13 protein-coding genes are annotated in these 11,883 nt (G+C 67.5%); 3 read left to right on the forward strand and 10 right to left on the reverse strand.

The window, feature by feature from the left end; genetic code table 11:
* Positions 1–27 precede the first annotated feature (27 nt).
* The 4 genes from Uis4E_RS01910 to Uis4E_RS01925 are packed head-to-tail and all read right to left on the reverse strand — an operon-like array spanning position 28 to position 2,877.
* Positions 28–789, reverse strand: coding sequence for an ABC-2 transporter permease (locus tag Uis4E_RS01910; RefSeq protein WP_101621598.1), 762 nt, complete (start codon positions 787–789; stop codon positions 28–30).
* On the reverse strand, positions 789–1,571 hold the full coding sequence (locus Uis4E_RS01915) for an ABC-2 transporter permease (protein WP_101621599.1): 783 nt from the start codon (positions 1,569–1,571) through the stop codon (positions 789–791). The genes Uis4E_RS01910 and Uis4E_RS01915 overlap by 1 nt, the downstream gene beginning before the upstream one ends.
* Positions 1,568–2,482 (reverse strand): ABC transporter ATP-binding protein, encoded by a 915-nt coding sequence (locus tag Uis4E_RS01920; protein WP_101621600.1) that lies wholly within the window; start codon positions 2,480–2,482, stop codon positions 1,568–1,570. The genes Uis4E_RS01915 and Uis4E_RS01920 overlap by 4 nt, the downstream gene beginning before the upstream one ends.
* A complete protein-coding gene (locus Uis4E_RS01925) occupies positions 2,479–2,877 on the reverse strand; it encodes a GntR family transcriptional regulator (RefSeq protein WP_101621601.1) in 399 nt (132 codons plus the stop codon). Before Uis4E_RS01925 ends, Uis4E_RS01920 begins: the two co-directional genes overlap by 4 nt.
* A 217-nt stretch (positions 2,878–3,094) precedes the next feature.
* On the opposite strand from Uis4E_RS01925, the gene Uis4E_RS01930 reads away from it, so the two are divergent.
* On the forward strand, positions 3,095–3,718 hold the full coding sequence (locus Uis4E_RS01930; RefSeq protein ID WP_101621602.1) for a GNAT family N-acetyltransferase: 624 nt from the start codon (positions 3,095–3,097) through the stop codon (positions 3,716–3,718).
* A 94-nt stretch (positions 3,719–3,812) separates the two neighbouring features.
* Here the strand turns inward: Uis4E_RS01930 and Uis4E_RS01935 are convergent, their stop codons facing one another.
* From Uis4E_RS01935 to Uis4E_RS01945, 3 genes are all read right to left on the reverse strand, one after another.
* Positions 3,813–4,466, reverse strand: coding sequence for an HAD family hydrolase (locus Uis4E_RS01935; protein WP_101621603.1), 654 nt, complete (start codon positions 4,464–4,466; stop codon positions 3,813–3,815).
* 72 nt (positions 4,467–4,538) lie between these two features.
* Complete coding sequence (locus Uis4E_RS01940; protein ID WP_101621604.1) at positions 4,539–6,413, reverse strand: DNA repair protein RecN; 1,875 nt, start codon at positions 6,411–6,413, stop codon at positions 4,539–4,541.
* Positions 6,413–7,435 carry an NAD kinase gene (locus Uis4E_RS01945; protein ID WP_207764529.1) on the reverse strand — a complete coding sequence of 341 codons (1,023 nt, stop codon included), beginning with the start codon at positions 7,433–7,435 and terminating at the stop codon, positions 6,413–6,415. Before Uis4E_RS01945 ends, Uis4E_RS01940 begins: the two co-directional genes overlap by 1 nt.
* Positions 7,436–7,634: 199 nt before the next feature.
* Between Uis4E_RS01945 and Uis4E_RS01950 the strand changes: the two genes are divergently transcribed.
* The gene (locus Uis4E_RS01950; protein WP_101621606.1) at positions 7,635–9,101 is read left to right on the forward strand and encodes a potassium transporter TrkG; all 1,467 of its coding nucleotides are present in this window, start codon (positions 7,635–7,637) and stop codon (positions 9,099–9,101) included.
* Between the two features lie 33 nt (positions 9,102–9,134).
* A complete protein-coding gene (locus Uis4E_RS01955) occupies positions 9,135–9,797 on the forward strand; it encodes a potassium channel family protein (RefSeq protein WP_034526317.1) in 663 nt (220 codons plus the stop codon).
* Positions 9,798–9,809: 12 nt separating this feature from the next.
* Here the strand turns inward: Uis4E_RS01955 and Uis4E_RS01960 are convergent, their stop codons facing one another.
* Genes Uis4E_RS01960 through Uis4E_RS01965 form a run of 3 tightly spaced genes read right to left on the reverse strand, consistent with a single transcriptional unit; the run spans position 9,810 to position 11,876 of the window.
* Positions 9,810–10,604, reverse strand: a complete 795-nt coding sequence (locus Uis4E_RS01960; protein ID WP_423734900.1) for a TlyA family RNA methyltransferase — start codon at positions 10,602–10,604, stop codon at positions 9,810–9,812.
* Positions 10,605–10,662: 58 nt separating this feature from the next.
* Positions 10,663–10,821: a hypothetical protein gene (locus tag Uis4E_RS11795; RefSeq protein WP_165784806.1), complete on the reverse strand. Its 159-nt coding sequence runs from the start codon at positions 10,819–10,821 to the stop codon at positions 10,663–10,665.
* Between the two features lie 14 nt (positions 10,822–10,835).
* A complete protein-coding gene (locus tag Uis4E_RS01965) occupies positions 10,836–11,876 on the reverse strand; it encodes an HAD-IIA family hydrolase (RefSeq protein ID WP_101621607.1) in 1,041 nt (346 codons plus the stop codon).
* Positions 11,877–11,883 lie beyond the last annotated feature (7 nt).

Here is an 11,883-nt window from a genome sequence, read left to right on the forward strand (position 1 = left end):
GTGATGGCTCCTAAGCCGTCCATCCCCTCACAGCTCCCGCGCGGACCACAACCTTACGGACAGGTGATGGGACACGGCGAGCGCGACCACGGCGACCAGCCAAAGAAGCGCCCACCCGGGGACCGGCATCGAGGGATGCATGCCGATCACACGCATCCGCAGCCCGTCCGGAATCAGGTGCAGCACGATGATCGCCGCGAAGAACAGCACCATACCGCCATAGACCATTCGATAGTATGCGGTCAGCCAGTTGTCGCTCGCATAGAACACGGGAAGCTGGACTGCCGTCAGCAGCGGGAACAGCACCGCCGCATACGGCACGACCCACAGCCCTTCCACGTCAAGACCGAACGCGGTCACGGCGATGGCCGCCTCGATGCCGATCTGCACGAGGCAGACGACGAACAGCATCATCGCCGACAGGTAGCGCGCATCGACCTGTACACGGCGGGAAACCGGCATGACGCCGATCATCCGGCTTTCGAGCGCACCACCGTTCCACCGGAAGAACATACCCACCAGCATGCCGCTGTACAGCATGGTCAGGAAGGCCATCATCGCGACCGCCATGGCGGACAGGGCTGGTGATTCGAGGTTCTGGCCGAACAGACACAACGGCAACGGCAGCAGGAACATGACGGCGGTCACCACCGCGGAATTGCCGCGGATCGCCGCGAAGTCCATGCGCAACGCCGTCATCATGGCCCGCCGCCGGGCGGCGTGGCGCAAGTCCGTCGAAAACCCCGCGGGCTTCACGGACGTCGCATGATGCATCACAGCCGATGCCATCACAGCTCCCTTCCTTCGTAGATGCGCACCGACAGACGGTACGAGACGGCGAGCGCGATCAGGGAGAACAAGACGAATGCGGTCGCCGATGCCGCCGGATGCCCCGCCAGCATGGCGACGACATCGTTGAAGGCGCCGACGAACCCGCCGAGCGCGTCGGACGACGTCGTGCGCATGGCGGCGGTGAACGACCCCATGCTTACGATGAAGCCGATCAGCGCGGACGCGGCGAACCAGAGGAGCGCCTTCCGCGTCGAGAACCGGTACAGCAGCGGGCAGAGGAAAGCCTGCGTGATGAGGTACTGGCCGGCCGTCACCGCCACGGACGGGGGAATCGACGCGACGTCGGCCATGCCGAACGCGACCTGCACGGCGGCGGCCAGCAGCCAGGAGACGGTCACGAGCGCAGTGCAGGTGAGCACGAGCAGATACCGCGCCGCGACCTGCCCGCGCCGGGTCACAGGCATCAGCCCGCCGAGCCGTGCGGATCCGCCCTGTTGCTCGTACATGAAGGCGTACATCGGAACGATCATGTACATCCATACGAACGCGGCGGACACGGCGGCGTAGGCGGCCCCGCCTCCATCGGAGCGGACATCGCCGCCCGCCACCGCGATGAGGAGGACGAACCCGGGCAGAAGCACCACGATGGAGGGGATGAACAGCCTTCCCGGCGACGAGATCCTGCACCAGTCCATGCGGTAGGCGCGGAGAATGGATTCCCATGACGTCTCCGACCGTGCGGCCACGGCCGGGTTCCGTACGAGCGTCCCGCCCATCATGCACCCCTTTCGTCATCCGCCGCGGCGACCGCACCGGGCGCGTTGGTCAGTCGGATGATGTCGTCGATGGACGCGGGTTCGACGTCGAGGCCGGGGACTCGCGCCGCATCCCTGGCATATACGAGCGCATCGAAACCGGTGGCGTAGCGGTGCAACCCCACTGCCACGGACGCGACGGCTGTCAGATCGTCCGGGCCGCCTTTGACGATGCGGAACGATTCGGTGAATTCGTCCTTCGGACCGGTGTAGTGAAGCCGCCCGCCGGTGATGTAGGTGATGAAGTCGGCGGCGCGTTCCAGGTCGGAGGTGATGTGCGTGGAGAACAGCACGCTGCGAGTCCCGTCCGCGATGTAGTCCTGCAGGAGGTCCATGAGGTCGTCTCGGGCGAGCACGTCGAGTCCGCTGGTGGGCTCGTCGAGGATGAGCAGCTTCGCGCCGTGGCTGAGTGCGACGGCGAGCATGAGCTTCATCTGCATGCCGCGCGACAGCTCCTTGACCAGCTGTTTGCGCGCAAGACCGAAACGTCTCAGATACGCGTCGAACGCGACATGGTCCCACGTGGGGTACATGGGTGCCATGGCATTCTCCACCGTGTCCACCGTCCAGGTCTCGATGAAGTAGCTGGAATCGAAGACCACGCCGATGCTCTCCTTGACGGCCTCCTCATCAATGAGGTTATCGAGACCGTACACGTGGATCTCGCCGGCGTCGCGGCGGATCATGTTGAGGATGAGCTTGATGAGCGTGGATTTGCCGGCACCGTTCGGGCCGATGAGGCCCATGATGTATCCGGCCGGTAGGTCGAAGGTCACGTCGTCGAGCGTGAAGCCGGACCCGTAGCGTTTGGTCACGCCGGTGACGGACAGCGCCGGCGGCACGGCGGCGTTCGTCGTGGATGATGCGAAGGTCATGATGATGCCCCCTTCCAGGACTGTTGCCTGCGGTATTCCTCCGCGAGCATTCCCCCCAGTTCGTCCTCCGAGAGTCCGGCGGCCCCGGCGGCGGAGACCGCCTCGGCGAGCGCGCCGCGGACCCGGGTTTCGAGTTGGCGTCGCATCAGCTCGTTGCCTTTGTCCATGACGAAGGTGCCCTTGCCTTGGATGTTCTGCACCACGCCCTCGTCGGCCAGTTCGTTGTACGCCCTGGTGACGGTGAGGACGGAGATGCGCAGCTCCTTGGCGAGTCTGCGCAGCGAGGGCAGCGCCTCGCCGGCCTTGAGGTCGCCGTCGAGCACGGCGGAACGAATCTGGGTCTTGATCTGCTCGTAGATGGGTTCGCCGGACACGGATGAGATGATCAGCTTCACCTATGCCCCTTTCCCGTGGTCGATGTCTTTTTTTTCATTTCAGCTGTTCAGCTGTTATACACAACAGTATAACTGTTGTCGCCAACTGTCAATGTCGTGAACATAACAGTCGAAGGACCCGGCCGCGGGAGAGACGACCAGCCATGTGAATAGCCGGTTAACACCGCCGCGCCGCCGCACGCGCCATGCCTACAATGGCGACACGAAGGGAGCAAATATGCCTGACAACAATGCTGTTACGTTGCGCAAGACCGAGCCGTCCGATTATCCGCTGTTCGCACGGTGGTGGAACAACCCGTCCGTCGCCGACGGCTGCCGGAAGACCCTGGACAAGACCACCGATGACGAGGCGGAACGTCTGTTCCACGAATGGAGCGACGCCGACGACGACACCCGCTTCGGGCGGACGGTGCTCGACCCGTTCGGCGCCCCCATCGGCTTCATCTCCGCCTGGGACGGCGGCGAGCCGGACCACGATCCCACGATGTCGGTGCTCATCGGCCCGTACTATCAGGACCGCGGTTTCGGCAACCAGGCCATGAAGCTCGGCATCACGCTCGCCGCCGAGCAGCTCGGGGCGAGGAGGATCACCGTCAAGGTGTGGTCGTTCAACCTGCGCGCCCGCCACATGGTCGAATCCCTCGGGTTCACCGAGGTCGACCGTCATGAGGGCGTCGTGGAACGCGGCGGGCGCACGTTCGACGAAGTGGTCTACCAGGCGCCGATCGCGCGCCTCACCGGCCGCATCACCGCCGAGGCCGTCGAGCGTGAGGAGGGCGAGAAGCTCGAGGCGCAGCGTTTCGCCGCCGCACGCCCCTCCGACCTCATGCCGGTGCGCTGAGCGCCGCCACAGGCCATAGGAAGAACCGGCGTGCCGCAATGCGGCGGCACGCCGGTTCGGATTCCAAGCGCCCTGCGGGCCTCTTCCCCGCGCCCTACAGGTCGCGGGGCGCGTCGTGGAAGTCGAAGAGGACGCCGTCGGCCTCGTCACAGATCGTGGCCCAGTCCGCATCGGACGAGTCGTCGTGCATGGCCCATACGCGCATGCCCGCGGATTTCGCGGAGCGCACGGCGACAAGCAGGTCCTCGAACACCGTGCAGTCGCATGGCTCCACGCCGAGGCGGGCGGCGGCGAGCAGGTAGACGTCCGGGCGGTCCTTGCCCACATCGTTCGCGTCGTCGACGGAGACGATCGTGTCGAACAGGTCGAACATGTCCACGTGCTTCAGCGCCGGTTCCCTGAGGCGCGGCGGCAGGGAGGTGGCGACGGCGAGCCGCACGCCCCGCGCCTTCAGGTCGCGCAGATAGTCGAGCGCGCCCGGTTTCGCCTCGACGGTGGTCGCGTAGGCGATGCGCGCCATCTCGTCCCATTCGTCCATCAGCGCCTCGGGCGTGTCCTTGAGACCGAACCGTGCGATCGTGTATTCGGCGATCTGCCGGAACTGCATCGGCGCGACCTTGACCATGTAGTCGTCGGGCACGGCGATGCCACGCTTGGCGAGGAAGTCGATGTCGACCTGATCCCACACGCCCATCGAGTCGAGGAGCGTGCCGTCGAGGTCGAAGATGGCGGCCTTGCGTGATGTCATGTCTGTCTCTCCCCTCAGTCAGCTTACGGTTGCCGGCTCCCCCGTCTCGGGGAGCCGGCACGGCTTCCACCCTCAGTCGGTTTCACCGACAGCTCCCGCCAGCGGGAGCCTGGATGAGGCGAGCAGTTCGCGGGCGTGGTCGAGGGATGCCTCCGACTCGCTGCCGGAAAGCATGCGCGCGACCTCGTGGACGCGCGCCGCGTCCCTCACTTCGGCCACGGTGGTGACGACGCCCAGATCGTCGTCGTCCGCGTCCGGCGGCTCCTTGGTGACGACGAACTGCGAGTCGGCCCAGCTGGCCACCTGCGCCAGGTGCGTGACGACGATGACCTGCGAGCTGCGTGCGAGACGGGCGAGACGCCGGCCGAGTTCGACCGCCGCCTTGCCGCCGACGCCCGCGTCGACCTCGTCGAAGATGAACGTCATGTCGGACGGCGCGGAACCGCGTTCCCCCGCGCCATCGCCGTCCGCATCCCCGCCGCCCGCATGCATGTCCGCGGCGGACAGTTCGAGGGCGAGCATGAGACGACTCAGTTCGCCGCCGGACGCGCTTTTGCCCATCGGCAGCTGCGGCGAGCCCTCGTAGGGGGTGAACAGGAACGCGATGTCGTCGCCGCCGTTCGCGTCGAGCGCGTCGTCGCCTTCGCGCGGCGTGACGCGGATCTCCAGCGAGGCGCCGTCCATGGCGAGCGAGGAGAGCTCCTCGGTGACGCGCGAGGCGAGACGGCCCGCGGCCGCGGCGCGCGCCTCATGCAGACGCGCGGCGGCCTTCGCGGCGGCCTCGTGCAGCCGGTCGCGTTCGGCCTCCAGTTCGGCGAGCTTCTCCGGCGAGGCGTCCAGATCCTCGATGTCGAACGCGGCCTTGTCGCGCCATGCGATCACGTCCTCGATGCCAGGCCCCCAGCGGCGGGTGAGCTCGTCGAGGTCGTGGATGCGCGCGTTGAGCGTGTCGAGGTCGGCCTCGCCGACATCCTCGCCGAGATGCCCGGACAGCGTGAAGACGATGTCGGCGAGGTCGGCGTTCACCGATTCGAGTCGGTCGGCGAGCTCGTCGAACCCGCCGTCGGACACGTGGATGGAGCGCAACGCCTGCGCCGCTTCAAGGATCCGGTCGGAGGCACCGGGCGCTTCGGCGGGAGAATCGGCGAGTTCCAGCTGCGATGGGTCGAGCGCGGCGAGCGCGTGGGACACGCCTTCGGCGATGTCCGCCGCGTTCTCGATGCGGTCGCGTTTCGCCTTCAGTTCCTCCAGTTCGCCCGGATGCGGGTCGACCGCGTTGATGCGGTCGACGGATTCGCGCAGGTAGTCGGCCTGCGCACGTGCGGAGGATTCCTGCGAGCGCAGGCGTTCGAGACGGGCGTCCATGTCGGCCAGTTCGCGCCATGCCGCATGGTAGGCGGCGAGTTCGCGCCCGTCGTCGGCGGCGTGGTCGAGGAAATCGCGTTGGCGGGCGGCGGAGGCGATCCGCAGCTGTTCGGCCTGCCCGTGGATGGTGACGAGTTCGCCGGCCACGGCGGCGAGCACGGAACGCGGCACGGTCTTGCCGCCGAGCACGGCGCGCGAGCGTCCGGTGGCGCGCACGGTGCGTGCGAGGAACAGTTCGCCGTCCTCGGGTTCGACGCCGGCGCGGCGGGCGATGGCGAGCACGCCGCCGGCGAGCGCCTCGTCGTCGTCCGCGTCGTCGCCGACCGTCTCGTCCGCCGCGTCGGCGGCGTGGGTCCCGTCGTCCGTCCCGTCGACGGCGAAGATGCCCTGCGCCCATGCTTCGGACGCGCCGACGGAGATGCGTTTCGCGTTGGCCGGACCGCCGGAGATCAATGACAGTGCGCTCAGCAGCATGGACTTTCCGGCGCCGGTCTCGCCGGTGATGGCGGTCATGCCTGAGGCGGGGGTGATGACGGCGGACCTGATCGGGCCCAGGTCGCGCAGGGAGAGTTCCTCGAGCATCAGCGGCGCGCCTCCCCGTCGCCGTCATGGCGATCGTCATGACCGCCGTCATGGTGGTGGTAGTCGGAGTGGTCGGTGTACGCGGACCGGAAGTCGGCGGCGACGCCGTGCTGGGCGTGGTTCGCGCCGGCGGCGCCGCCGTGCGCTGCCTGTTCGCGCCATCCGACGACGGGCAGGTCGAATTTGGTGACGAGCCGTTCGGTGAACGGCGCGCCGGAGAGGCGTGCGAGGCGCAGCGTGCCGTGCGAGGCGCGCACGTCGACGCGCGTGCCCTTCGGCAGGGCGCGTTGGCGGCGGCCGTCGCAGCAGATCCATCCGCCGGACATCGAATCGTCGAGGATGGTGATCGTGAACGTGGAGTCGGCGCCGATGACGAGCGGACGCGCGAACAGGGCGTGCGCGGCGAGCGGCACCAGTTGGAGCGCCTTCACGTTCGGCCACATGATGGGGCCTCCCGCGGAGAACGCGTAGGCGGTGGAGCCGGTGGGCGTGGACACGATGACGCCGTCCGCGCCGAACGAGCTCATCTCCACGTCGTCGACGCTGATGGACAGTTCGACCATCTTGCCGCGGTCGGCGCGTTCGAGCGTGATGTCGTTCAACGCCCAGTTCTCGATGGGCGTCGACGCGCCCGGCAGCCACACGTCCACGTGGGCGATCATGCGCTCGTCGATCGAATAGTCGCGGGTGGCGATGCGCCGGATCGCCTCGTCCATCTGGAAGCTTTCGAACTCGGCGAGGAACCCGACGTGCCCCATGTTGACGCCGAGAATCGGCGTGCTCGTGCACCGGACGAGTTCGGCGGCGCGCAGGATCGTGCCGTCGCCGCCGAGCACGACGACGATCTCCGTGTCGTCGCCGACGACGGGCGGCTGCACGTCGAACGCGGGAGGTTCGAGGTTGTCGATGATGGAGACGTCGAATCCGGCGTCGCGCAGCCTGCCCACCACGTCGGACACGACGGTGCCGCTCTGCCTGAGCCGCGTGTGGGTCACCACCACCGCATGACGAACACCGGTCATCGACTCCCCCTTGGATGGACGGAACAGTACAACTGCCACCCATCCTAACCGAATCGAACGGATGTTGGAAACCCCGTTCCCGAACGCCGGCGCACGCGGTTTCTCGACATGCACGCCTACAATGGCTTCACATACGCCGGCGCACGCCGGGAACACCATGACAGACACGGCACGAACGGACAAGGAGGGGCGAGGGTACATGGCGGATCCCGTCTTCGACCAATCCTCCTCCAACCGGGAGGCCTCGCGCGGCTACGCGTGGTGGTTCTCCGGCAACACGTTCGCGCAGGCGGCGGACGGCGACGGACGCCCGCCGCGCCAGCGCACCATCATCCAGCATCTGGTCTCCCACCCGGGGCGCCTGACCATCATGTACTTCATCGTGCTGGTCGTCGCCGCGACGACCATGCTGCTCATCCCGCCGTCCACGCCGGAGGGCGAGACGACCACGTTCTCGACGGCGATGTTCACCGCCGTCTCCGCGCTGTCCACGTGCGGCATCTCGATCGTCAACTCGACCACGCACTGGACGACGTTCGGGCAGGCGGTGCTGCTCGTCTCCGTGCAGCTGGGCGGCATCGGCGTGATGACGTTCGCCTCGCTGATCACGCTCGCCATCAACCATCACATGAAGTCGACGCAGCGTCTGCTCACGGCGAGCGAATTGGGCACGTCGAAGCTCAGCGAGATCCGCGGCGTCCTCACCGTCGTCATCGGCACGACGATGTTCATCGAGTCCGTGACGTTCGTCGCCCTGTTCCCCGGCCTGCTCAAGGTCAACGAGGGCGACTGGCGCAAATCCCTGTGGGAGTCGCTGTTCTTCGCGGTCATGTCGTACAACAACGCGGGCTTCACGCCCGACACGGCCGGCCTGCACGTCAACAGCTGGGGCGTGGGCCTGCCGATCATGCTCTCCGCGTTCCTCGGCACGCTCGGATTCCCCGTGATCCTCAACCTGCTCAAATGCGCGCGCGGGCACGTGCCGCCGAAACGCTGGAGCCTGCACACGAAGATCACGCTCTCCGTCACGTTCATCATCGTCGCCATGTCGCTCACATGGTTCCTGCTCGTCGAATGGGACAACCCGTTCCTGTTCAAGGACGCGGACTTCAACACGCGCATGCGCTACGCGATGGTCGCCGCCGTCATGCCGCGCAGCTCCGGATTCGACCTGTCGTGGGTGCCGCAGGTAAACGAACCGACGAAGGTGTTCATGAGCGTGATCATGTTCATCGGCGGCGGCAGCACGTCCACGGCCGGCGGCATCCGCGTGACCACGTTCGCGGTGATCCTGCTCATCTGCAAGGCGTCGTTCACCGGCCACAAGGACATCAACACGTTCCACCACCGCATCCACACGAACGTGGCGATGACGGCGGTGAGCATCACCAGCACCTGCCTGCTGCTCGTGCTCGTCTCGTCCCTGTCGCTCATGCTCGTCTCCGGCGCGTCGCTGACGAACGCGCTGTTCGACTCCTGCTCGGCGTTCGGTCTCGGCGGATACACGGTGGGCGTGGCGCGCGAGGACAATCCGGCCGCGCTGGCGATCCTCGCGGCGACGATGGTCGTGGGCCGTCTCGGACCGATGACCATCGCGTATTCGATCAGCCGCCCCCGCTCGCTGGAGGCGGTGCGCTACCCGACCGAACCGATCGTGGTCGGCTGAACCTTCGCAACATACGGAAAGGACTGCAAGGCAATGGCGAAATCAGGCAAGAGCGTGCTGGTCGTGGGATTGGGCCGTTTCGGCAGCGCCGTGGCCATGACCCTCGACGCGATGGGCCAGGACGTGCTCGCCGTCGACAGGGATCCGGATCTGGTGGCCCGCTGGTCGGCGCACGTGCCGGTCGTCCAGGCGGACATGACCGACGTGCTCGCCATCGAGCAGATCGACGCCTCCCAGTTCGACACGGCGGTCGTCGCGATCGGCGACAGCGTCGAGGCGTCGGTCATCACGACCGGCAACCTGCTGGACGCGGGCGTGACCGACCTGTGGGCGAAATCGGTGTCCGTGCAGCATGCCCGCATCCTGCAGCGCATCGGCGCGCGGCACATCATCAACGCGGAGACGGACGCGGGCAAGCGCGTCGGGCATCTGGTGAGCGGCAACTATCTGGACTACATCGAGATCGAGGGCGCGCACACGGTCGTGAAGATCCACACGCCCTCGCATGCGGTGGGCCATTCCATCGAGGACGCGCAGGTGCATGAACGCTACGGCATCACCGTGGTCGGCATCAAATCGCCGGGCAAGGAGTTCCAGTACGGTTCGAAGGAGCTCATCATGCACCGCAACGACGAGCTGGTCATCATGGGCAAGGAGGACCAGATCGACCGCTTCATCCACGCCGGCAACCGCTGATCGTTCTCTCCCTCAGGCGCGCGCGTAGAGGAGGTATTCGGCGTTGCCGTGGGTGCCTTCGATGGGGCTCGGGGCGGTGGCGACGACCTTCAGGCCGTGCTCGCGCGCGCATGCGGTCACGTCGTCCAGAGCCTTGTCGCGCAACGCCGCGTCGACGACGACGCCGTGGCGGTCGAGTCCCGCACGCCCCACTTCGAACTGGGGTTTGACGAGCAGCACGATGTGCGCGCCGGGCGCGGCGATCCGCGCGATCACGGGGATCACGTAGGTGAGGGAGATGAAGGAGACGTCGGAGACGATCATCGCCGGCGCGTACGGCAGGCTGTCGGCCGTGACGTCGCGGACGTTGACGCCGCTCATCTCGATGACATGCGGGTCGCCGGCGACGCGCGGGTCGAGCTGTCCGTGGCCGACGTCGAGCGCGATGACCCGCCTCGCGCCGCGGCGCAGCAGCACCTGCGTGAACCCGCCGGTGGACGCGCCGATGTCGAGGCAGTCGGAGCCCGTCGGTTCGGGCAGTCCGTGCGCGGCGAACGCGTCGAACGCGCCGACGAGCTTGTATGCGCCGCGCGAGACGTAGTCGTCGCCCTTGTCGACGACGATGCGCGTGTGCGCGGCGTCGCCGATCGCGTACGCGGGTTTGGTCACGACCTTCCCGTCGACGGTGACGTGGCCGCCTTTGATGAGCCGTTGCGCCTTGGAGCGCGAGTCGACCACTCCCCCGGCGACGAGCCACAGGTCGAGGCGGTCGGGCATGTCGATCGGCTCGCCATCGGCCTCGTACGAGTCGATGCCGTCGTTCGTCATTCTCGTTCCCTCCCGTTCCATGGTTCCATGGCTGGTACGCCGGTGTCGTGCGTCGGTGTCAGTCGCCGATCGCGTCGAGTTCGCGCTTCAGCTCGTCGAGCAGGCCGCGCAATGCGGCGATGCGCCCGTCGTCGTCCATCTGGTCGAAGCCGGGCAGCACGTCGGCGATGTCGCCGGTCGCGGGCGCCGCCGTGGCGTCGCCCGCGTTGCCGTTCATGGTGCGGTCGTCGTTCACAGCGTGAACTCCGGCAGCGTGATCGTACTCATGTCGACGCCGGAATCGGCGGCCTGCCATGCGGCGCAGATCGCGGCGCGCAGCGCGTCCACGCTCGCCGCGTCGGAGACGGCGAGCGTGCCGGCGGCCGCGTCCAGCACGGCCTCGGCGTCGCCGCACGTCCAGCGTCCGTCGCCGTGGTCATGCGGTTCGGGCATGGTCTCGCCGAGCGCGCGCAAATCCGGCGCCACGTAGGTGGGACGCAGGTGCGCGGGCGCGAGCATCAGCTCATGCGGGTTCGTGACGCCGGTCAGCACGGCGAGGGAATCGTAGCCGCCCCGGTTGCCCGCCTCGATGTCGGTGTCGAGCCGGTCGCCGATGGCGATGGACGCGTCCTTCGGGACGAGCGACTGGCCGCCGGACGCGTTGAGTTCGCGCGCCTCGTCGTACATGTACGATTCGGGTTTGCCCGCGGAGGCGACCGGTTCGACGCCGGTGGCGGCGATGACCGCGCGGATCATCGAGCCGCAGCCGGGCGCGATGCCGAGCTCGCGCGGGATGGTCAGATCGCGGTTGGTCACGAAATACGTGGCGCCGGCCTCGACGGCGAACGCGGCGTTCGCCATCATCTGCCAGGTCATCTCCGGGAACCAGCCCTGGATGACGGCCGCGGGCTCGGCGGTCGGATCGTCGGTGACGACGAGTCCGGCACGCGTGACCTCCTCGCGCAGATGCTCCGCGCCGACGACGAGCACGGTCGAGCCGGCGGGCACGGCCTTGGCGACCATGCGGGCGGCCACCACCGAGGAGGTGATGACCTGCCAGGGTTCGACGTCGAGGTCGAAGCCCTTCAACTGGTCGGCGACGACGTGCTGGAAGCGCGACGAGTTGTTCGTCGTGTATTCGATGGTCATGCCGGCCCGTTCGGCGGCGCGGATGGACGCCGCGGCGTGCTCCACCGGGTTCTTGCCCCGGTAGACCACGCCGTCGAGGTCGAGCAGCGCGAGCTTGTAGGCTTCGGCGATCGGCTTCGTGGTGCCTTTGAGGAATCGCGTCATGCGTCCG

Origin of the sequence: Bifidobacterium parmae (genome assembly GCF_002860365.1) — a bacterium.
Lineage (GTDB): Bacteria > Actinomycetota > Actinomycetes > Actinomycetales > Bifidobacteriaceae > Bifidobacterium > Bifidobacterium parmae.

Coding starts and splice junctions, on each gene's coding strand:
- Uis4E_RS01910 (WP_101621598.1), bottom strand. CDS start 789: ATGGCATCGGCTGTGATGCATCATGCGACGTCCGTGAAGCCCGCGGGG.
- Uis4E_RS01915 (WP_101621599.1), bottom strand. CDS start 1,571: ATGATGGGCGGGACGCTCGTACGGAACCCGGCCGTGGCCGCACGGTCG.
- Uis4E_RS01920 (WP_101621600.1), bottom strand. CDS start 2,482: ATGACCTTCGCATCATCCACGACGAACGCCGCCGTGCCGCCGGCGCTG.
- Uis4E_RS01930 (WP_101621602.1), top strand. CDS start 3,095: ATGCCTGACAACAATGCTGTTACGTTGCGCAAGACCGAGCCGTCCGAT.
- Uis4E_RS01935 (WP_101621603.1), bottom strand. CDS start 4,466: ATGACATCACGCAAGGCCGCCATCTTCGACCTCGACGGCACGCTCCTC.
- Uis4E_RS01940 (WP_101621604.1), bottom strand. CDS start 6,413: ATGCTCGAGGAACTCTCCCTGCGCGACCTGGGCCCGATCAGGTCCGCC.
- Uis4E_RS01945 (WP_207764529.1), bottom strand. CDS start 7,435: ATGACCGGTGTTCGTCATGCGGTGGTGGTGACCCACACGCGGCTCAGG.
- Uis4E_RS01950 (WP_101621606.1), top strand. CDS start 7,635: ATGGCGGATCCCGTCTTCGACCAATCCTCCTCCAACCGGGAGGCCTCG.
- Uis4E_RS01955 (WP_034526317.1), top strand. CDS start 9,135: ATGGCGAAATCAGGCAAGAGCGTGCTGGTCGTGGGATTGGGCCGTTTC.
- Uis4E_RS01960 (WP_423734900.1), bottom strand. CDS start 10,604: ATGACGAACGACGGCATCGACTCGTACGAGGCCGATGGCGAGCCGATC.
- Uis4E_RS11795 (WP_165784806.1), bottom strand. CDS start 10,821: ATGAACGGCAACGCGGGCGACGCCACGGCGGCGCCCGCGACCGGCGAC.
- Uis4E_RS01965 (WP_101621607.1), bottom strand. CDS start 11,876: ATGACGCGATTCCTCAAAGGCACCACGAAGCCGATCGCCGAAGCCTAC.